We start from the raw sequence: 20,089 nt of genomic DNA, 5'->3' as shown, positions 1-20,089 counted from the left end.
AAGCGCGAACGGAAGCAGAGCTAAAGGCAGTGAAAGTCGATGTAAAAATGCCCCAGAAAGCGGCAAAGAAGAATAGCGGCACACCATAATATTAGCCATTGTCAGTTGATGGATTCGCATGAGCCTTTCTCCCAAGACGTCTGCAACTCTCCCTGTGAAGTAAAGCGGTAGCGCTGCTGATCCCATCCCAGCCCAAACAGTGTCAACACGCTGTTATAGTAGGCATCTTTCCCCGGCAGATTGGCTAATACCCTTTCGCGCTGCACCGACTGTGCGGGCGTACCTGCTAAAAAGGGCAGTAGCGCCGCGGAAAAACCAATGGGCCCTGTGCCGCTACCTTTTCCCGTTTGGGTATCTATCGTTTCTGGAGGAAGACCGCCTTCCTGAGTGAGTCGAGCCACTGTCTGGTAGTGAGAAATCAGCTCCGCCTTATGGGGCACGTCATCCGCTAGTGCCCCCAGCCAGAGGTAGACACGAATTGCGTCATAATCGCCCTTGGCACCGGTTTTCTCATCGCTGCGCCAGCCTTTATCCTTCTCCCACAAAATCCAGTCAGCCGCCGCGCCCGCTGGTGCAGCCTCTAACAGCATCTTTTGCGTTGAGGCTTCAATCTCAGCCATCTCTCGGCTATCTCGCCCTAAACGCGCTAACAGCTGCGGCGGCAGATAGCTTGGATTCAGCCGCCAACTCTTATCCGCCTCAATAAAACCGACCCGACCGGGCATAAGCATTTTCCCAAGCCCGGGCACGTTCACCACTTCATCTTTTACTATACGTTTAAGCATCCGCGCGCCGGCTACTTGATAGACGCGAGAATGCCATAGCCGACCTGCTTCAAGCAGCGAGTAGGCAATCCACAAATCCGCATCGGAAGCCGAATTGCTGTCCAGAACGCCCCACTTGCCGTCCTCGCGCTTGCCCCACAGCCAGCTGGGAAGATAAGCAGCCAGATCGCCTTTAGCCAGATTATTTTCTGTCCAGGAAAACAGCTTACCGAAGGCATCGCGATCGTTGGCAACCAGCGCGAAAAACATGGCATAGCTCTGCCCTTCCGACGTCGTTACGTTTTTGCTGTCGGCAGGGTCAATGACCCGCCCGTCTCGGCTGACGTAGTCGCGCTTAAAGCTCTGCCATTGCGGCCAGCCGCACTCGTCAGCCAAAACCTGGCCGGTAAACATAAGACAGCACAGCAGTACCATAACCCGTTTCATAGGCTATTTTTCACTGCCAGACAGACGACGGCGGCTGATAATGCGCAGACCGCGCCACAGCATGATGGCTATCAATATCACGCTCAGCGCCGCGCCAACCGCCATCAGGATCGGATGGTTGGACAGCCGATACCAAAGCTTGTCCCACCACGGCAAATACCCGACATAGTAGGTATCGCCAACCCGCAGACTGTTAACCCCAGAGTCGCGTACAATCGCCAGCGATCCCACCATGGCCGCCCGCTTGCCGCTGTCTCGCCACGCGTCGTCCAGCAGCTGATAGCCGCTTTCACCGCTGGCCATCAGAGCTACAACGCTGCGCTGTTCGTTATAGGGGGACTGGAATCCGGTCACTGCGCCAATGGCGCCTTCCGAACTTACCGATGCACTGGCCTGAGGTGTAGGCTCTGTGGGCTTTTTATTGATATCGTCGGCACGAATATCCAGCCGATTTCTTTCTGGGCGATTCAGCTGGCTTTTTACCCGATCGATAAGAATTTCAGCACTCTTCTCCGGCTCGATGGACTTCGGCAGCGCGCCAATCAGCAGTACGTCTTTGTCTGCATACTGTTTAGCATCTGGGCTATTGGTCATGGTCATCCCCAGCGCAGGGTAGCCAATTTCCGAGCCCATCTGTCCTAATACGTTGTACAGCAGGGTGAGCTGGGACGCACTGGGCTTCTCGGGCATCACGATCAGCGTATCGGATAGATCCGCCATCCGACTAAAGGGAAAACCAGACTGGGAAAACGCCTTCAGCTCGGGCATAGCCAAATAGTGACGATAGCCTGAGAAGTCGACGGTTGAGTTATCGTCAATGGTGGCTTCGTGTTTTACCGGTGTCATGGTGCGGCAAACGTCTACCGTGCTGGCACCTATGTTGGAAACGAAGTCAAAATCAAAGCGCAGGCGGTTGTTGCCTCCCAGCTGGAAAGCGGGAATAAACACCTCTTCTCCCGTGTTCAGCAGCCCTTGAATAACCGGAATGTGCATCACCTGTAGGCTTTTATCTTCATAAGGCTTCAGAGGAAATGCCTGTAAAAAACGGCCGTTCAGACTGACGTTCAGGCGCGAATCATCAACGAACGCGGGTGGCGTATAGCGGTATTTCAGATCCAGCGTAACGCCCTGACTGCGCAATAAAAACAGGTCAGGCGGCAGCCGCATATCTAAGTCGATCGGTGACAAACGCCCGCCGGAGACGCTGAGCTGCTCTGCGTATGAGGTCAGCTCCCCTAATCTGACAGGGCGATCGGTATTCACCCAGTTTGGCGCATCGTAAGGCTTACGTGGCGCCAGCTGTTTAACGTCGTCAATGGTCACGCTCTGGCCGCGAAACAGCGGTTCCCCCTGCGCGATGCCCTGTGCCGCAAGCAGCAAATCCTTATCGTCACGCCCTAAAACCAGCAGCAGCTTGACGTAAGGATTGTCCGGATGAGAGATCATTTCTACCGTCGGTGCGGAAACAGCGGGGTAGTCTTTCAGAAAGTCAGGACGGCGATCGTTGGTAGCAAAAACAACCGCGTTGCTTTCCGGCAGTTGGTTAAACAGCACGGGGAAATTCTGACCGCGCCACTGTGCCCGAGTGCCAAACCACGAAGTCAGGATCGCCGCAGCCTGCTGCTGCTCGATATCCGGCTCAGCGCCAAACACAATCGGCAGCGTCAGCGGGCGGAAATCGCGGCTGTCATAAAACGGTTCAGGAAAGCGGGACAGATCGTTATTCACCGCCAGCTTTTGGTAAGTCAGGGCAACCGAGCTGCCTTTACTGATATCAATCCAGATACTGCTGTGGGTTGGATCTTCACAGACGTCTTTATAGTGCCCCACCAGCTCTAGGCGAAGCCGGTTAAAGTCGCTGATAAATTGCGCATTAAGCGGCAGTGTCATCGTCCCGCGCTTTCCGGGAGACTCCTGATTAACAGGCACGATGCCCATCAGCTCGTCGTTAAGATAGATCTTGATATGAGACACCAAAGGCAGCAGCGCGGGAGAAACCGTATAGTCCAGATTGAGCACCGCCTGAGAAACCACTTCATCACTGCGCACCGTAAAGGTCATCTGCGATGTATTTTGGATCCCTCTAAGCACCATGCTACCTTCTGGCGCCAGCGTTTTAAACGACAGCGTATCATTACGAACCGGGGCCTGAGACCGATCGTTTGTTACGCCAGCGACTGCTTCAGGGGCAACCACTGCCTCTTCTGACTGTGCAACAGGCGTAGTCGGCATATCGGTCGGCGCGGCATAAACCGCACCTGCCAAACTTAGCATCGCCATGCCCAATAGCTGGCGTCCTTTCAGGCTACTGCGTTTTACTGTTAATTTTTCTATTTTCATATTGGTGCCGCTTCTTTTGGCTGCCTAACACGCTGGGGCAAAAACGACGTTAACCAAACGATAACCGTCGCCATCCGTCCCAAAATTGAGTATAGGAAAGGTGGTGAATATTCGAGCATTTTTTGATAGCCGCGAAGACCGAGCATCAACACGTCACGCATACTGCTCATCGGTTTATCTTCGGGTACGCTGTTTTGCCATAGAGCCCATGTGTCCGCTCGGGCAAAGGTGCACTGCATAAAATCAATATGCTGCTGGGTGGTCTCCAGATGAAGCTGGATCCCAACCGTGTTGTTGAACGCCCTCATCACTTCACAGGGAAAAGCGAATTCCTGTGTACCACGTTTGAGTATCAGCACCAGCCTTTCCCCTTTCTTGACCAAATCGGGCTGTAGCATTTCAAGCCCTACGCCCGCATCGGAATAGTCTCGCAGCGTACAGGGGAACAGCCGCCCGTCTTCTCGAGCAATGGCAGCAGGCATGGAGATTTCAATACGGTGAGAGTGGCGAACCTGCTTGGTTTCAACAGAAACCGCCACCGCCCCTCCTAAAACAATCAGGTTATAGGTTACCCACGCGGCGCTAACCAACACGGTAGGAATTTCGTTTTCAGCACCGCTGTGGATCCGCCAGGCGGCGGCAACCAGACCAGCGATATTCAGAACAACCAGAATAAAATAGGGGCGAGAGATGACCCAGTCGACGTAACTGTTCTCTACCAGGCCCCCTTTAGCCGTGACGTTAAATTTGCCCTTGTGGGGGTTAAACAGGGCTACTGTTGTTGGCCGAGCGATATACCATGCCAGCACTGTTTCATAGATTTCACTCCAGAACGAATGGCGGAATTTCCCCTGCAGTCGTGAGTTGGTCAAGCTGGCGTGGATCATATGCGGCAGCACATACAGAGCTATCGCCAACGCCGGGGCGAAAATGATGTAGGCATGGAAGAACAAAAAGGCCAACGGCGCGGTCAGGAAGATAAGACGAGGGATCCCCGACAGAAAGTGCAGCATAGCGTTAACGTAGCAAAGCCGCTGGCTAAGCTTGAGCCCCTTACCGAGCAGCGGGTTATCCAGCCGGAAGATCTGCACCATGCCTCGCGCCCAGCGAATGCGCTGGCTGATATGCGCAGACAGGGTTTCCGTCGCCAAACCTGCCGCCAGCGGAATGCGAATATAGGCCGAAGTGTGGCCTGCGCGGTGCAGGCGTAAAGAGGTGTGCGCATCTTCAGTTACGGTTTCTACCGCAATGCCGCCAACCTCATCTAGCGCAGTGCGCTTGATGATGGCGCAGGAGCCGCAGAAAAAGGTCGCGTCCCACATGTCATTACCGTCCTGTACCAGACCGTAAAACAGTGAGCCTTCGTTAGGCGTGTGCCGAAAAGAACCAAGGTTACGCTCGAAGGGATCGGGAGAGAAAAAGTGGTGCGGCGTTTGCAGCATCGCCAGCTTTTTGTCTTTAAAAAACCAGCCCATCGTGAGCTGTAGGAAAGAGCGAGTGGGCACGTGGTCACAGTCAAAAATGGCGACAAACTCACCCTTGGCCTGTTTCAGAGCGTGGTTAATATTGCCCGCCTTGGCGTGTTCGTGAGTCGGACGTGCAATGTACTCAACGCCGACCTCTTCGGCAAAGGCTCGGAACTCGGGTCGATTACCGTCATCAAGAATGTAGATAGTCCGCCGATCCTCTGGCCAATCGATACCTAACGCGGCGTAAATCGTGGGCTTCACCACGTTCAGGCCTTCGTTGTAAGTAGGCACCATGATGTCCACACTCGGCCACTGTTCAAGATCCTGCGGCAGCGGTACAGGCTTACGGTGAAGCGGCCAAATGGTTTGGAAAAAGCCCAGCACCAGCACAACCCAGGCATAGGTCTCCGCCATCAGCAAAAGCAGACCGCAAACTAGGCTAAAGGGGTCGTCCCAATTGAGGGTTGACGTATAGCGCCACCAGATATAGCGAGAGGACACTGTCAAAGACAGGACGATCAGCATCAGGGAGGCAAAACGGCCGGGAATGCGCCGCATCACCATCGCAATCCCCCACAGCAGCAGGACGAAAATAAACTGCGCAAACAGATCGAACGGCTGGGAAATACAGATAATAGCCAGCACGGCGGCCAGCAGGCTGAAAAAGATAAACACGCACTTGCGCAAGGTAGGGTGCAGCGACTCCAGCTGCTCTTCCGAGCGGGACTCCCACTTTCTTCTTCGGGCTAATTCCGGCAAGTGGTGAAGCCACTGAGTTATCTGGCCGTGATGGTGAAGGTACTGCAGGCGTAAATAGTTGCCACAGCGGCGCAGCAACAGAAAAGAGGGCGACGCCTGCTGCCGAACAGCGATAAGCCAGGCGCTCTGAACCGCATAGCGAACGACATCCGCTGCGCGCGGCCGATCGGAAGAGACCTGAGGAAACAGCGCTGCACTTCGCTGACTAACCCGCTGCCAGGCTGGTGACTCAAAGCAAAAAATGCACCACATCAACACATAGCCGGCGCAGTACAGCAGAGCAGTCAGCGGCCAGCTTCCCGAACGGCGATAGGCATCATACCGTTCGGCAGCGGCCTTCAGAGGAGCCGTAGGAATAACAGCGCCGAGAGTAGTTTTTAGCGGACGCATGTCTAGCGAACCCCGCGATCCAACGACAGACACCACTCGCTTAGCGTGTCAACGTCATGCGCGACCATACTGCCCGGCAGATACTCACCCAGAGTTTTTTTTACCGCCAGCGACTCTGACATCGCTTCGTCGGCATGAAGCACCACGGGGATCAGGTTATCCAAATCACTGCGCCAAAGGCGATAAACGTCCTGTTGAAGAGAAAATGTGGGAGAAAACCGATTTATCAGAAAATAGCGACCGCTTTGTGACGCATTTTGTTTTATCAATGTCGCACAGGCCGGATCGGGATTGAGTAAAGAAATAGAAAAATCCGCCAGTGAATAAGCTAACGCTTTCAATGACAAAAGAGTGGAGGAGGTGTCTATAAGCACCCAGTCATGGTTCAGATTTTTAAATAAAGAAAGCGCATTTTTTTTATTATTATCTGACTCATTATTTTGAACATTTAGTCTCTTTTCTAAAACCAAACGCTGCTCTTCATTTAATAATCCGAAAGGTAAATAGTCTATTTTTGATGTGTAGCTTATTGGCGCTATTTGCCCTGATTGAATAAAGCCTAAAACCCATCCCTCACTATCATTCCATGAATGATTAAAATAGAGCCGCAACAAATTGGAGACACTAAAATCCAGCGCTAATACTTTCTGCCCGCGCTGAGCGAGAGCCCAGGCTAGGGAAGCGCATACAGACGTTGCCCCACATCCTCCGCGAATACCGTCAACGGCGACAAATTTTGTCATATCGCGGCCTTTTTGTTATTCAATTCAGCCAACAAAGGCCAATGCGATAGCGCAGACGCCCGTGCGCTGGCGCTGGAGAAGTCTCGGTAGTCAACAGAAGAAAGATGATAGGCCTCAACCACAGCAGCAATATCGCCGCTGTCGCCGCCAGAAGTTAACGCTCCTCGTGTAAAACTCCATCCCTGTTGGCCTTTGCCAGTGTCCGTAATTTCGTCGCTCATGTTTACAACTCAATCGGTTAAGCCACTTTATGTAGTGTAGACGATAACAAGAATTTTGCTCTTAACAGGTAAAACGTAACCCCCTAAGCCAAATAGATTTTCGCCTTTTATTGGCAATAAGGAACTCAGGAAGGTCAAAAAGAAATAACATTTTCTAACTGCCAGATTGTGCTAGCATATTATCAGAGATCCAACGAACAAAAAACGGAATCTCGATTTAAAACATATACAAAAAAATGTGCGAGGGAATTATTTAATACTCTCGTCGCAATTTAACATTATTTAGCGAGATAGCTCCATCAACAATAATAATCAAGCTATGCTTTAATACATGATGTTATTGACCAAAATAAAAATGATTATTGTGGATAACTGAAATAAATATGATGAAAAGTGAAAATATGTCCCCTGTACCTGCACCTGCCGAAGGTGGAGTATGGAAAAACTGGCAAGGGCTTCGCGGGTGGAACTACTATTTTCTGGTCAAATTTGCTCTCCTCTGGGGTGGGTATCTCAATTTTCATCCGCTCGCAAATCTGGTTTTTGCCGCAGCCGTGCTATTCCCACTTCCGACCGGGTGGCTCAGAACGCTGCGTAATGTAGTCGCCATTCCCGTCGGCCTAGGGCTGTTTTATCACGATACCTGGCTTCCCGGTCTGGATAGCATTGTGACTCTGCGCAGTCAGGCAACGGATATGAGCCTGAGCTACATGCTGGAATTCCTACAGCGCTTTATCAACTGGAGCTGGATTGGCGCGGCCTTCGCGCTGTGGGTTGGCTATCTGTTTGCCTCTCAGTGGCTGCGCTTTACGCCGTTTATCGTCGCCGCTCTGGTCTGGCTAAACGTTATCACGCTGGACGGCCCAGCCGTTTCTTTGTTACCAACCGCCTCAACAACACAAACTTCAACCCCGACGAATGGCGCGGCCTCTGGTACAGCTCAAAGCTCAAACGGGTTAGACATGTCCGGCCCGCCGACAGAGCAGAATCTGTCAGCTTACTACGACGCTTTCGTTCAGCAGCAGAAAGGCCTATCCACAGCCTTTCCAACCGCCCTGCCCGCTGACGCCGTTCCTTTCGACCTGCTGATTATCAATATCTGTTCACTCTCATGGTCAGACATGCAGGCCTCTGGCCTGGCAGATCATCCTCTCTGGAAGAAGATGAACCTCGTTTTCGACGACTTCAATTCAGCAACGTCTTATAGCGGCCCGGCAGCCATTCGCCTGGCTAGAGCCAGCTGCGGCCAACCCACTCACTCAGCGCTGTATAGCTCAGCGGAAAGACAATGCTACCTGTTTAATAATCTCGAAGCGCTTGGCTTTAAAAACGATCTCGTCATGGATCACTCAGGCAAGTTCGGCAACTACCTGCAAGAGCTTAGAGAGTATGCCGGCATACAGGCACAGCCGCTTCCGCCAGGAAACGTAAAGCCAGAGCTGGTTGCCTTTGACGGAGAGCCTGTCTACAGCGATCTCGGTATGCTAAGCGCGTGGCTTGAGGCTCGCCAGAAAGACAGCTCGCCGAGAACAGCCACGTTCTATAACACCATTGAGCTTCACGACGGTAACCGCAGCACCACAACAAACAAGCCCGTCGAGTACAAACAAAAGCTACAGGATCTGTTTGACGACCTCGACGCGTTTCTTGACGAGCTGGATAAGTCTGGCAGAAAAATTATGGTGGTTATTGTCCCTGAACACGGAGCGGCGCTGGTTGGCGACAAAATGCAGGTGTCCGGCCTTCGCGATATCCCCAGTCCGAGTATTACCCACGTTCCCATGGGCATTCGCCTGATCGGGGAAAAGGCGCCCTCTGCCGGTCAGCCGCTTCACGTTTCACAACCAAGCAGCTATCTGGCTGTTTCAGAACTGGTTAACCGCACTCTTGACGGTAAGCTGTTCGAGGCAGAGCAGATTGACTGGCAGAGCCTGACGAAGGACCTGCCCCAAACGCCCTCAGTCTCGGAAACGTCCAATACTGTGGTTATGAAATATCAGGATAAATACTACATTCGCCTCAATGGCGCTAACTGGATCCCTTACCCACAGTAGCGGCTTAAAAAGCGAAATCCCCGGAGTACAGAAGTACACCGGGGATTCTTTATTTGGTCGGCGAGAGAGGATTTGAACCTCCGACCCACACGTCCCGAACGTGTTGCGCTACCAGGCTGCGCTACTCGCCGTCAAGTTGGCCGAATGTTACTGCTGCTTTTATTGCTCGTCAATGCCCTGTCGGCATGAAATTGTCTGTTTGCTCAAGGGCTGGCGGCTGAAATCGCTCAAGCTCGGAGAAAATAAGTGGTATTCTAAACGTATTGTATCGTTACGCCTTCAATCGATTGAGGCAGCTGCACCGTGAGGAGATATTCATGGCGGATTGGGTTACCGGCAAAGTCGTCAACGTCAACAACTGGACGGACAGTTTATTCAGTCTGAAAATTAACGCCCCCGTACATGCGTTTACCGCCGGGCAGTTTGCCAAGCTGGCGCTAGACGTCGGCGGCGAGCGCGTGCAGCGCGCTTATTCCTACGTTAACTCACCCACCAGTCCCGACCTAGAGTTCTATCTGGTCACGGTTCCTGAAGGCAAGCTAAGCCCTAAGCTTCACGCCCTTAAAGAAGGCGACAATGTGCTAATCACAGCAGAGGCCGCAGGATTTTTCGTGCTGGAAGAAGTGCCTTCTGCCGATACGCTTTGGATGCTGTCCACCGGTACTGCGCTTGGCCCTTTTCTTTCTATTCTGCAACTGGGCGAAGATCTCGATCGCTTTAACAACATTGTGCTCGTGCACGCAGTTCGCTATCAGCGCGACCTCAGCTATCTGCCCCAAATGCAGGAGCTGGAAAAGCGCTATGGCGGAAAGCTTCGCCTCCAAACAGTCGTCAGCCGTGAATCGGCTGAAGGGTCGCTGCGCGGTCGGATCCCTGCGCTGATTGAAAGCGGTGAACTTGAAAACAGCGTTGGCCTGAAAATCAGCCCTGACAGCAGCCACGTCATGCTGTGCGGCAACCCCGAAATGACCAAAGACACGCAACAGCTGCTCAAACAGCAAAGAGCCATGTCAAAGCACCTGCGCCGCAAGCCGGGCCACATTACCAGTGAGCAGTATTGGTAAACAGATTCTCTATTTAGCAAAGCGTCGCGATAGTGCGCGACGCTGTAGTCAATCATCAGGAAAATCACATGTTGAAGAAAACGGCAGCGTTACGGTTTTTTCTTTTAGCCATCTCGTTCAGTACAGCATCGTTATCCCTAGCTGCAGAAGAACCGGCAGCCGCCCTGCGCATTGGACAGTCAGAGCAGTCTATGGCTCCCTATCTACGAGAAGACGCCCCCGCCTTTAACCTGACGATCCAGCAGTTTCGCGAAAAATTCAACGCCGATAACCCTCAGATGGCGTTAGAAGAGTATAAAATAATCATGCCTCGGGAAGAGAAATCTCCGCTGCTGCGCGCTGCTGGCCGCATTAATGAAACGCTTTATACTTCTGCCGCATTGGAAAAAAGCCAGCGTAGGATAAAGAGCCTACAGCTTACTTATCTTCCTTCAGCCATGCCCATTTCAGTGCCGGAAACGGCAGAAAGCGCAGCCAAAAGAGAGAAAGCCGCCGCCGAACTAATGACCAGCTACATGGCCGCCTTCATTCTTATCTTTGAACCCACACAAACTCCGCAGGCCTGCCGCAAAAAGGCGCTTGAACTGCTGAAAAAAGGCAAAGGCGAACCGTTTTATCAGCAAACAGAGGGGACACTCCGTTTTGTCGTAGCGGACAGCGGCGAAAAGGGTATAACATTCGCACTTGAACCGATTAAGCTGTCGCTATCTGACAAATAGCGCAATAAAGTCTAAATGGCTCACAGAGTGGAACAAAAAGCCAAGCCTTCTTGACTTGGTCACTCTATACTATGAACCAAGCCATCTCTGTCGCGATCTGCGTTTAATAACGCCGCGGCATTCAACGCTATCACCATAGAACACGATTGGAGAAAAAATATGCGTCATCCACTAGTTATGGGAAACTGGAAGCTCAACGGCAGCAGACACATGGTCAACGAGCTGATAGCAGGCCTTCGTCACGAGCTCAGCAGCGTTGACGGCTGCGACGTCGCGATTGCACCACCGTTTATCTATCTGGATCTGGCCAAGCACGAGCTGGCTGGCGGCCGCATTATGCTGGGTGCACAAAACGTTGACGTTAACCTATCCGGCGCGTTTACCGGAGAAACGTCGGCCAACATGCTGAAAGACGTTGGTGCCAAATACATCATCATCGGCCACTCCGAACGCCGCACCTACCACAAAGAAAGCGACGAGCGTATTGCTGAGAAGTTCGCCATTGTTAAAGAAGCCGGACTTGTTCCTGTGCTGTGCATCGGTGAAACCGAAGCAGAAAATGAAGCAGGCCAAACAGAAGCGGTATGCGCTAGGCAGATCGACGCCGTATTAAAAACGCTGGGCGTCAAAGCGATGGAAAATACCGTTATCGCCTATGAGCCTGTTTGGGCAATCGGCACAGGCAAGTCAGCAACTCCCGCACAGGCGCAGGCTGTACACAAGTTCATTCGCGATCACATTGCAAAACACGATGCACAGGTCGCCGCTGGGATCATCATTCAATACGGCGGTTCAGTGAACGCAGCCAATGCCGCTGAGCTGTTCTCACAGCCAGACATCGACGGCGCGCTGGTTGGCGGAGCTTCACTGAAAGCTGACGCGTTCGCAGTTATCGTGAAAGCCGCTGCTGAAGCTAAAAAAGCGAAGTAAAAGAGTATATTGAAAAACGCCCGGTGTTTATCGCACCGGGCGTTTTTATTTATGCATTATTGATGAATAACAGCCTGGATATTAGTACAGCTCTTTCGCAGTCTTCAGCCAGTCGCTCTTAAACGGACGCTTCATGTTCTCGATAGCGTCAATAATGTCGTGGTGCACCATCTTCTCATTCTGAATACCGACGCAGCGCCCGCCGTACCCCTGCAGCAGCAGATCGATGGCATAGGCTCCCATACGGGATGCCAAAATTCGGTCATAAGCCACCGGTGAGCCACCGCGTTGGATGTGACCTAAAACGGTTGCGCGCGTATCGCGGTGGGTTTTTTCCTGAATGTATCTCGCCAGCTCGGCAATATCGCAAACGTGTTCAGTAATCGCCACAATTGCGTGCTTCTTGCCTTTACTGATGCCCGCCATAATCTCTTCCACCAGATCGTCTGGCTTAAACTCAATTTCAGGCAGCACGATAAATTCACAGCCGCCGGCAATCGCCGCTGCCATCGTCAGGTCGCCGCAGTGTCGCCCCATTACCTCAACAATAGAGATCCGCTGGTGAGACGATGAAGTATCGCGCAGGCGGTCAATGGCTTCCACAACGGTTTGCAGCGCGGTAAAAAATCCGATGGTGTAGTCAGTACCGGCAACGTCGTTATCGATCGTTCCCGGCAGGCCAATACAGGCAATGCCGCTCTCGGTTAACAGCTTGGCGCCCATATAGGAGCCGTCACCGCCAATAACCACCAGCGCGTCAATATTCCTTTTCTTTAGGTTATTAACGCCCTTTTCGCGCACAGCCGGATCTTTGAATTCAGGGTAGCGAACGGAGCCTAAGAACGTACCTCCACGGTTGATCACGTCAGAAACGCTATAGCGATCGAGCTGCTCCATGCGATCCTCACACAGCCCCTGGTAGCCATCGTAGATACCAAAAACTTCCAGCCCCTGCGACAGTGCCGCACGAACTACGCCGCGAATAGCCGCATTCATCCCCGGAGCATCGCCCCCGCTTGTTAAAACGCCAATTCTTTTGATCATGACCACCTCTGAAATAAGGATGTTATTTTTGAGATATCGTTTATGGCAGGCCTTGTCAGACGTTGCGATAAAGCTGGCAGACCTGGCTTTACAGTCGCAGTAAGTCAGCGGGATTTGTAGGGTAACCCGCTTCTGCTGCGGTGTGTCAATTTTTACGTCAACCGGTTCAGTGCGCGCCGATATTTCAGTATAGCAAACCAAATAGGCTGAATTGATTCAGTTTAAGCCAAAAAGCGTCACAATTTACAGCAATAAAATGACTATTTTTTCGCTACGCAAAAATAGTTTTTAATCATGGGGTAGAAGCTACGCCTCAGGGCTTCTTCATCACATCAACAGGCACAACAGAATGGGGATCCTGGTGAATGATAACCTCTGAGTTCGGAAAACGCCGCAGCAGGTCCTGCTCAACCCGATCTGCAATCTGGTGCGCTTCAAGAAGCGGGAGGTCATCCTCCATTTCAACGTGCAGCTGGATAAAGCGCGTTGGTCCAGACTGCCTCGTTCTCAGATCGTGTGCCCCGAGGATCCCCGGCCAGGAGAGAACAATGCTCATGATCTCTTCGCGTTCACCGTCCGGCAGCGCGCGGTCAAGCAGGGTTTGCACCGCGTCATAGGCCATACGTAGCGCACTGTATAAAATATAGCCACCTATCGCCAGCGCAAAGAGAGCGTCGGCCATTAAGAAACCATAGGCGCTCAAGCCCAGTGCAACCAAGATCGCCGCGTTCATAAAAATATCTGACTTGTAGTGCAGCATATCGGCACTGATTGCCTGACTGCGCGTTTTCTGCACCACCCAGCGTTGAAACAGAACTAAACACGACGTACAAATCAGCGAAACCACCGTAACAGCTATGCCGACTCCCGCTGCCTTAATCGGCTGTGGATTGAGAAGATGTTGAAATCCAGTCAGAAAGAGGAAAATGGCAGAGCCGCTGATAAACATACTCTGCGCCAAAGCGGCCAAAGACTCCGCCTTGCCGTGGCCGAAAGTATGATCTTCATCGGCAGGCTGTAAGGCATAGCGCACAACAAACAGGTTAGTCAAAGAGGCAGCAATGTCGACCAGTGAATCAACCAGCCCAGCCAACAGGCTAACGGAGCCGCTTATCCACCAGGCTACTATTTTTATAAGCAACAGCACTGACGCCGTCGCCGCAGCGCAGGTCGCCGCCGTTTTCACCCAGTGCCCATACCGATCGCTCACGCTGCTTCCCTCATCAACACTTGATCAATGCGTTAGTATAAGCCACATCGTATTTTGCAGACAAAAAAAACCCCACACAAGGTGGGGAAGACATGGATGGTGTCTAAGGCAAGGAAAAACATACATCATAGGAACTACATACGACTACATACACGACTACATACACTACTGGGGTTGGGGATCTTCATACTTCCGCATTTCGTCTAACTTCTGCTGCAGCCTGGCAACTTTCTCGGCGTGTCTCTGATTAAACACATCCTTCTGTTCCGGCGTCAGCAGACTATAAAACTGGTGACCGACTTTCGCTAAGGCAACTTGCCTTTCGGCCTGAGCCTGTGCAATCAATTCAGCCTGTTTAAAGGCCGCTGCCTCGTCAAAGCTGTCTGAGATAATCAGCGAATGCATCGCTTCAACGTTATCCAGATACATCTTTGGCATCGCGTCATGATAGTTTTGCCGTATCAGATCGCGCATTTGCTGGCGCTGCTTGGCTGAAAGTTCCAGCCCTTCAAACATTCCACGCTGCTGCATCATGCGATCTTTCAGTACATCACTTCCGCTTATCGAAGCCGCTCTAGTGAATTGCTGCGAACCATCGGCAGGTTCTACACTTTTTGTCTCTGCGGCTAACGCGCTGGATGTACTTAATGCCAGCATTGATGCCATAATTAGCAGGTTCACTTTATGCATCATCGTCTCCACAAACATCATCGTCTCGAACCGATGTAAGAGAGTTTACTTGTGTGGATGAAAACTAGCGTCAGTGCTTGTAAATGTGTGTAAAGTCATGGAATAACGCCACTTATTCAAGTAATTTTGCTTTCGGAGGAAACGCTATGAGTAAAATATTGCTTGTTGATGACGATCGTGAAATCACTTCATTATTAGAAGAACTGCTCGAACTGGAAGGATTCGAAGTTGTTGTTGCCTATGACGGCGAACAGGCAATCAGCATGCTGGACAACTCTATCGACCTTTTATTGCTGGACATTATGATGCCGAAGAAAAACGGTATCGACACACTAAAAGAGCTGCGCCAAAATTATCAAACGCCGGTCATTATGCTGACAGCGCGCGGAAGCGAACTCGATCGCGTGCTGGGGTTAGAACTGGGTGCCGATGACTATCTGCCTAAGCCCTTTAACGACCGCGAGCTTATCGCTCGCATTCGCGCGATTCTGCGCCGTTCTAACTGGACTGAACAGCAACAAGAACCCGAAACCGCCAGCAATACGCTACAGGTCGATCGGCTACGCCTGAACCCTGGCCGCCAAGAAGCCAGCTTTGATGGACATACTCTCGAGCTGACCGGGACAGAATTTACGCTGCTCTACCTGCTGGCTCAGCGCCTCGGTCAGGTGGTTTCTCGTGAATATCTGAGTCAGGAAGTGCTGGGCAAGCGACTGACGCCGTTCGATCGCGCTATTGATATGCACATCTCCAACCTTCGTCGTAAGCTTCCCAATCGCCACGACGGGCTTCCCTGGTTTAAAACCCTACGTGGCCGTGGATATCTGATGGTCACCGCAACATGATAACCTTCAACAGCCTGACAACCCGCATTTTCGCTATTTTCTGGCTAACGCTAACTCTGGTGATGATGGTCGTTCTGATGGTGCCTAAGCTTGACTCGCGTCAGCTGGCGCCAGTTCTCGATAGCGAGCGCCGTCAGGGAACCATGCTAGAACAGCATGTAGAAGCAGAGTTAGCCAGTACGCCAAACAGCGATTTAATGTGGTGGCGCAGGCTGTTGCAGTCCATTGAAAAATGGTCTCCTCCCGGCCAGCGAATGCTGCTGGTTACCAGCGAAGGCCGCATCGTTGGTGTTTTAAAGCGCAATGAAATGCAGATGGTGCGCAACTTTATCGGCCAAGCCGATAACTCCGACTACCCCATGAAGAAAAAGTACGGCCTGATGGAAATGGTCGGCCCTTTTTCGGTACGCGATAGGGAGGAGCACTATCAGCTGTATCTGGTTCGCCCTGCCAACAGCGCTCAGTCAGACTTTATCAACCTGCTGTTTGACCGCCCTCTGCTTCTGCTGGCGGTCACTATGGTTATCAGTATTCCTCTTCTGCTCTGGCTGGCCTGGAGCCTTGCCAAACCAGCACGCAAGCTAAAGCGCGCAGCCGACGAAGTTGCCCGAGGAAACCTGAAGGAGTCGCCCGAGCTTGAATTTGGCCCCCTGGAATTTCGCGCCGCAGGCGCTAGCTTTAACCAAATGGTGACAGGCCTCGACCGTATGGTAAAAGCTCAGCAGAGGCTGATATCCGATATTTCTCACGAATTACGCACGCCGCTCACACGCCTACAGTTGGCTACCGCACTTATGCGGCGTCGCCACGGCGAATCAAAAGAGCTACTCAGAATAGAAACTGAAGCGCAGCGGCTAGATCACATGATTAACCACCTGCTCGCCCTGTCTCGCAACCAGTACAAGAGCGAGATATCCCGAGAGCGCATGCTGGCCAATGACCTTTGGGCTGACGTGCTAGACAATGCCACCTTTGAGGCCGAGCACACGGGGAAAAAGCTGGAAATAGCCTCGCCTCCTGGTCCTTGGCCCATCTTTGGCAATCGCGCGGCTCTCGACAGTGCGCTGGAAAACGTTATCAGAAACGCGTTCCGCTACTGCCATGACCACATCGTTGTGACGTTCCACTGTGACGACAAGGGCATCGAAATCCACGTTGATGATGACGGCCCCGGCGTTGCAGAAGAAGACCGAGAGCAAATATTCCGTCCCTTCTACCGCACTGACGAAGCTCGCGACCGCAACTCCGGCGGCTCTGGCCTAGGGCTTGCTATTGTGGAGTCAGCGATTAGCCAGCACGGCGGATGGGCCAAAGCAGATAAAAGCCCACTCGGCGGGCTGCGCCTGACGATCTGGCTGCCGGTTTACGTGCGCTGACGTTCCGTCATTCAGCTCACAATCATTTTCTGCTATTCTGCGCCTCTCTCTGATCTGGAGGCATATGTTAAACATCGTCTTATATGAGCCCGAAATTCCACCGAATACGGGCAACATCATCCGCCTATGCGCAAACACTGGTTTTAAGCTTCACCTGATAGAGCCTTTAGGCTTTACCTGGGACGATAAGCGTCTGCGCCGCGCAGGGCTCGACTATCACGAATTCACCGCTGTCAGACGCTACAAAAACTATCAGGCGTTTATTGAGAGTGAACAACCCGAGCGCCTGTTTGCCCTAACGACAAAGGGCACACCGGCTCACAGCGCTGTCGCCTATCACCCAGGTGACTATCTGCTGTTTGGACCGGAAACCCGGGGTCTACCCGCAGCAATTCTGGATGCGCTGCCTAAAGAACAGAAGATACGTATTCCCATGCAGGGAGACAGCCGCAGCATGAATCTGTCAAATGCGGTATCGGTTGTCGTGTATGAAGCCTGGCGCCAGCTGGACTATCAGGGCGCCCTGCTGAGAGAGTAGTAAAGAATCATTAAAAATAATTCAGGCCGGTAAAAACCGGCCCGATCGGAAAGAAATTAGCGGATGCAAATTCGCGATTTAGTCATCAACAGTAAGATCTAACTCGCTTTTCTCACCGTTAAAATTTTGGTCCATTTCCATCGATGGCTTGTCGCAGCCAGAGCGCCCGACAATTTTTGCCGGTACGCCAGCTACCGTCGTACATGGGGGGACGGGCTGCAAAACGACCGAGCCTGCGCCAATCTTTGCGCCGTGCCCAACTTCGATATTGCCTAAAATTTTTGCACCTGCGCCAATCATCACCCCTTCTCGGATCTTCGGATGGCGATCGCCACCCTCTTTACCGGTTCCCCCCAGCGTGACTGACTGGAGGATAGAAACGTCGTTTTCAACAACGGCCGTTTCACCAATAACAATACCGGTGGCATGGTCAAGCATGATGCCGTGACCAATACGAGCCGCAGGGTGAATATCAACGCCGAATACCACAGACACCTGATTTTGCAAGTAGATTGCCAGTGCTTTACGGTTCTGATTCCACAGCCAGTGCCCAACGCGATAGGCCTGTAGCGCGTGGAAGCCTTTTAGATAAAGCAAAGGCGTTGAATATTTGTCAACGGCAGGATCTCGCTGCCGCACAGCCAGAATGTCGCGCGCCGCGCACTCTGCAATATTGTCGTCTGACCTGATGGCATCTTCAATGATTTCTCTAACAGAGATGGCTGGCATCGTCGCGCTGGCCAGCTTGTTAGCAAGAATATAGCTAAGGGCGTTACCCAGATACTCGTGGTTAAGCAGCGTCGAATGAAAGAAGCTGGCGAGGATAGGCTCACACTCGACCAGTTTACGCGCTTCCAGCTTAATTTCTCGCCAAACCTGCATTGACTCTGATGACATCTTTCAGCTCCTGACAACACCTCTGCAAACAACAGATGAAGATAAGTAAAAGAGATAAACGGCTCAAATCAACGCGCGATCTAGAGCGCTATTTGTTCATCCCGGCTCGTTCTGCCGAGTAGAGAAAGTGCCGCTTCGCGGGCGTCTTTACCCGCGTAAAGAACCTGATAGATCTGCTCGGTAATGGGCATTTCAACGCCGTAGCGCTGAGCCAGCATCCACACTTCTTTTGTGTTTCGGTATCCCTCAACCACTTGGCCAATCTGAGCCTGTGCTTCAGACACCGACTTACCGGCTCCCAGCATCATGCCAAATCGACGGTTGCGAGACTGATTGTCGGTACAGGTCAGCACCAGATCGCCTAGCCCAGCCATCCCCATAAAGGTCGCAGGCTCTGCCCCCAGCGCCGCCCCGAGGCGACTCATTTCCGCTAGACCCCGAGTGATCAGCGCCGTACGCGCATTGGCACCAAAGCCAATGCCGTCTGACATTCCTGCCCCAATCGCAATCACGTTCTTGACGGCTCCGCCAAGCTGAACGCCAATAAAGTCAGGGTTACCATATGCACGAAAGCTCTTCCCGCAGTGCAGCAGCTTTTGCAGGTCTTCAATAAAATGAGGATCGGGTGAGGAAACGGTGATCGCTGTTGGCAGTCCGGCAGCCAGCTCTTTGGCAAACGTAGGTCCAGAAATCACCGCTAAAGGGATGTCGTTACCTAACGCCTCGCGGGCAACATCCTGCAGCAGGCGACCGGTTTCTGCTTCCAGCCCTTTTGTTGCCCATACGATACGGGCATCGGGTCGGAGAAACGGCTTAATCTGACGCAGCACGTCACCAAAAACGTGGCTCGGCACCACCACGAGAATATCGCGGCTGGCACCAATTGCGCGCTGGAGATCGCTCTCCAGCTGCAGACTGTCCGGAAATGGGACATCCGGTAGAAAAGCCTGATTCTTTCGCTCTTTTTGCAGCAGTTCGATATGGCTGGGATCGTGCCCCCACAGGACTACTGAGTGGCCATTTCGCGCTAGCGTAATGGCCAGCGCAGTGCCGTAGGATCCGGCACCGATAACCGACATATCGACACTGTTCACATTAGGCTTCCTGAGATTCAGACTGTTCTGATTCCGCCTGCTGTTGCAGGTAGTTCATGAACAGCGCATCAAAGTTGACCGGAGCCAGATTCAGCTGCGGGAAGGTGCCGCGAGAAACAAGGCTAGTGATGCACTCACGCGCATAAGGGAAAAGAATGTTCGGGCAGTATGCGCCTACGCAGTGCGCCATTTGGGAGCCGTCAAGGCCGGTCACGTTGAAAATGCCCGCCTGCTGCACTTCACATAAAAATGCCGTTTCTTCTCCCAGCATCGCCGTTACCGTCACGCGCAGTACGACTTCATAAACGTCTTCTGCCAGTTGGCTAGACGCCGTATCCAGATCCAGTTTGACCTCTGGCTCCCACTCTTTTTGGAAAATCAGCGGCGCGCCGGGCGCTTCGAAGGAGATATCCTTGGTATAAATACGCTGAATCTGGAAGCTCATATCTGGATTGCTTTGTTCTGACATAAGAAATTACCTTTAAGTTAGATGTC

General features: G+C 52.3%; 18 protein-coding genes and 1 tRNA gene. 7 read left to right on the top strand and 12 right to left on the bottom strand.

Features of this window, described 5'->3' with window-relative positions:
* Positions 1–101 precede the first annotated feature (101 nt).
* Genes bcsZ through bcsR form a run of 5 tightly spaced genes read right to left on the bottom strand, consistent with a single transcriptional unit; the run spans position 102 to position 7,133 of the window.
* On the bottom strand, positions 102–1,211 hold the full coding sequence (gene bcsZ, locus DQM29_RS00825) for a cellulose synthase complex periplasmic endoglucanase BcsZ (protein WP_232054841.1): 1,110 nt from the start codon (positions 1,209–1,211) through the stop codon (positions 102–104).
* Between the two features lie 3 nt (positions 1,212–1,214).
* Positions 1,215–3,551 carry a cellulose biosynthesis cyclic di-GMP-binding regulatory protein BcsB gene (gene bcsB, locus DQM29_RS00820; RefSeq protein ID WP_111738869.1) on the bottom strand — a complete coding sequence of 779 codons (2,337 nt, stop codon included), beginning with the start codon at positions 3,549–3,551 and terminating at the stop codon, positions 1,215–1,217.
* Positions 3,548–6,169 (bottom strand): UDP-forming cellulose synthase catalytic subunit, encoded by a 2,622-nt coding sequence (gene bcsA, locus DQM29_RS00815; RefSeq protein WP_111738868.1) that lies wholly within the window; start codon positions 6,167–6,169, stop codon positions 3,548–3,550. Before bcsA ends, bcsB begins: the two co-directional genes overlap by 4 nt.
* A gap of 2 nt (positions 6,170–6,171) precedes the next feature.
* Positions 6,172–6,912: a cellulose biosynthesis protein BcsQ gene (bcsQ, locus tag DQM29_RS00810; protein WP_111738867.1), complete on the bottom strand. Its 741-nt coding sequence runs from the start codon at positions 6,910–6,912 to the stop codon at positions 6,172–6,174.
* The gene (bcsR, locus tag DQM29_RS00805; protein ID WP_111738866.1) at positions 6,909–7,133 is read right to left on the bottom strand and encodes a BcsR/BcsP family cellulose biosynthesis protein; all 225 of its coding nucleotides are present in this window, start codon (positions 7,131–7,133) and stop codon (positions 6,909–6,911) included. Before bcsR ends, bcsQ begins: the two co-directional genes overlap by 4 nt.
* A 401-nt stretch (positions 7,134–7,534) precedes the next feature.
* Between bcsR and bcsG the strand changes: the two genes are divergently transcribed.
* The gene (gene bcsG / locus DQM29_RS00800; RefSeq protein ID WP_111741953.1) at positions 7,535–9,187 is read left to right on the top strand and encodes a cellulose biosynthesis protein BcsG; all 1,653 of its coding nucleotides are present in this window, start codon (positions 7,535–7,537) and stop codon (positions 9,185–9,187) included.
* A gap of 54 nt (positions 9,188–9,241) precedes the next feature.
* On the opposite strand, the gene DQM29_RS00795 is transcribed toward bcsG, so the two are convergent.
* Positions 9,242–9,318, bottom strand: a tRNA-Pro gene (locus DQM29_RS00795).
* A 186-nt stretch (positions 9,319–9,504) separates the two neighbouring features.
* Here DQM29_RS00795 and fpr point away from each other — a divergent pair.
* The 3 genes from fpr to tpiA all read left to right on the top strand — a co-directional run bounded on the left by fpr (position 9,505) and on the right by tpiA (position 11,900).
* Positions 9,505–10,251 carry a ferredoxin--NADP(+) reductase gene (gene fpr / locus DQM29_RS00790; RefSeq protein WP_111738865.1) on the top strand — a complete coding sequence of 249 codons (747 nt, stop codon included), beginning with the start codon at positions 9,505–9,507 and terminating at the stop codon, positions 10,249–10,251.
* Between the two features lie 68 nt (positions 10,252–10,319).
* Positions 10,320–10,970 (top strand): DUF1454 family protein, encoded by a 651-nt coding sequence (locus DQM29_RS00785; protein ID WP_111738864.1) that lies wholly within the window; start codon positions 10,320–10,322, stop codon positions 10,968–10,970.
* Positions 10,971–11,129: 159 nt separating this feature from the next.
* Positions 11,130–11,900, top strand: coding sequence for a triose-phosphate isomerase (gene tpiA / locus DQM29_RS00780; RefSeq protein WP_111738863.1), 771 nt, complete (start codon positions 11,130–11,132; stop codon positions 11,898–11,900).
* Positions 11,901–11,981: 81 nt separating this feature from the next.
* On the opposite strand, the gene pfkA is transcribed toward tpiA, so the two are convergent.
* The 3 genes from pfkA to cpxP form a co-directional block, all read right to left on the bottom strand.
* The gene (pfkA, locus tag DQM29_RS00775) at positions 11,982–12,944 is read right to left on the bottom strand and encodes a 6-phosphofructokinase (protein ID WP_111741952.1); all 963 of its coding nucleotides are present in this window, start codon (positions 12,942–12,944) and stop codon (positions 11,982–11,984) included.
* 313 nt (positions 12,945–13,257) lie between these two features.
* Complete coding sequence (gene fieF / locus DQM29_RS00770) at positions 13,258–14,154, bottom strand: CDF family cation-efflux transporter FieF (RefSeq protein WP_111738862.1); 897 nt, start codon at positions 14,152–14,154, stop codon at positions 13,258–13,260.
* 165 nt (positions 14,155–14,319) lie between these two features.
* Complete coding sequence (cpxP, locus tag DQM29_RS00765) at positions 14,320–14,844, bottom strand: cell-envelope stress modulator CpxP (RefSeq protein ID WP_111738861.1); 525 nt, start codon at positions 14,842–14,844, stop codon at positions 14,320–14,322.
* A 146-nt stretch (positions 14,845–14,990) separates the two neighbouring features.
* Here cpxP and cpxR point away from each other — a divergent pair, with 146 nt between their 5' ends.
* From cpxR to trmL, 3 genes are all read left to right on the top strand, one after another.
* Positions 14,991–15,689: an envelope stress response regulator transcription factor CpxR gene (gene cpxR / locus DQM29_RS00760; RefSeq protein WP_111738860.1), complete on the top strand. Its 699-nt coding sequence runs from the start codon at positions 14,991–14,993 to the stop codon at positions 15,687–15,689.
* Positions 15,686–17,065 (top strand): envelope stress sensor histidine kinase CpxA, encoded by a 1,380-nt coding sequence (cpxA, locus tag DQM29_RS00755; protein WP_111738859.1) that lies wholly within the window; start codon positions 15,686–15,688, stop codon positions 17,063–17,065. The genes cpxR and cpxA overlap by 4 nt, the downstream gene beginning before the upstream one ends.
* Positions 17,066–17,129: 64 nt before the next feature.
* The gene (trmL, locus tag DQM29_RS00750; RefSeq protein WP_111738858.1) at positions 17,130–17,603 is read left to right on the top strand and encodes a tRNA (uridine(34)/cytosine(34)/5-carboxymethylaminomethyluridine(34)-2'-O)-methyltransferase TrmL; all 474 of its coding nucleotides are present in this window, start codon (positions 17,130–17,132) and stop codon (positions 17,601–17,603) included.
* Between the two features lie 78 nt (positions 17,604–17,681).
* On the opposite strand, the gene cysE is transcribed toward trmL, so the two are convergent.
* From cysE to secB, 3 genes are all read right to left on the bottom strand, one after another.
* Positions 17,682–18,500, bottom strand: a complete 819-nt coding sequence (gene cysE / locus DQM29_RS00745; protein WP_111738857.1) for a serine O-acetyltransferase — start codon at positions 18,498–18,500, stop codon at positions 17,682–17,684.
* Positions 18,501–18,580: 80 nt separating this feature from the next.
* Complete coding sequence (gene gpsA, locus DQM29_RS00740; RefSeq protein ID WP_111741951.1) at positions 18,581–19,579, bottom strand: NAD(P)H-dependent glycerol-3-phosphate dehydrogenase; 999 nt, start codon at positions 19,577–19,579, stop codon at positions 18,581–18,583.
* 16 nt (positions 19,580–19,595) lie between these two features.
* Positions 19,596–20,063: a protein-export chaperone SecB gene (gene secB / locus DQM29_RS00735; RefSeq protein WP_111738856.1), complete on the bottom strand. Its 468-nt coding sequence runs from the start codon at positions 20,061–20,063 to the stop codon at positions 19,596–19,598.
* Positions 20,064–20,089: the final 26 nt, after the last annotated feature.

Source organism: Leminorella richardii, from assembly GCF_900478135.1.
GTDB classification, from domain to species: domain Bacteria; phylum Pseudomonadota; class Gammaproteobacteria; order Enterobacterales; family Enterobacteriaceae; genus Leminorella; species Leminorella richardii.
Note: the sequence above shows the minus strand (reverse complement) of the source record. Positions and strands in the feature narration are given on the sequence as shown.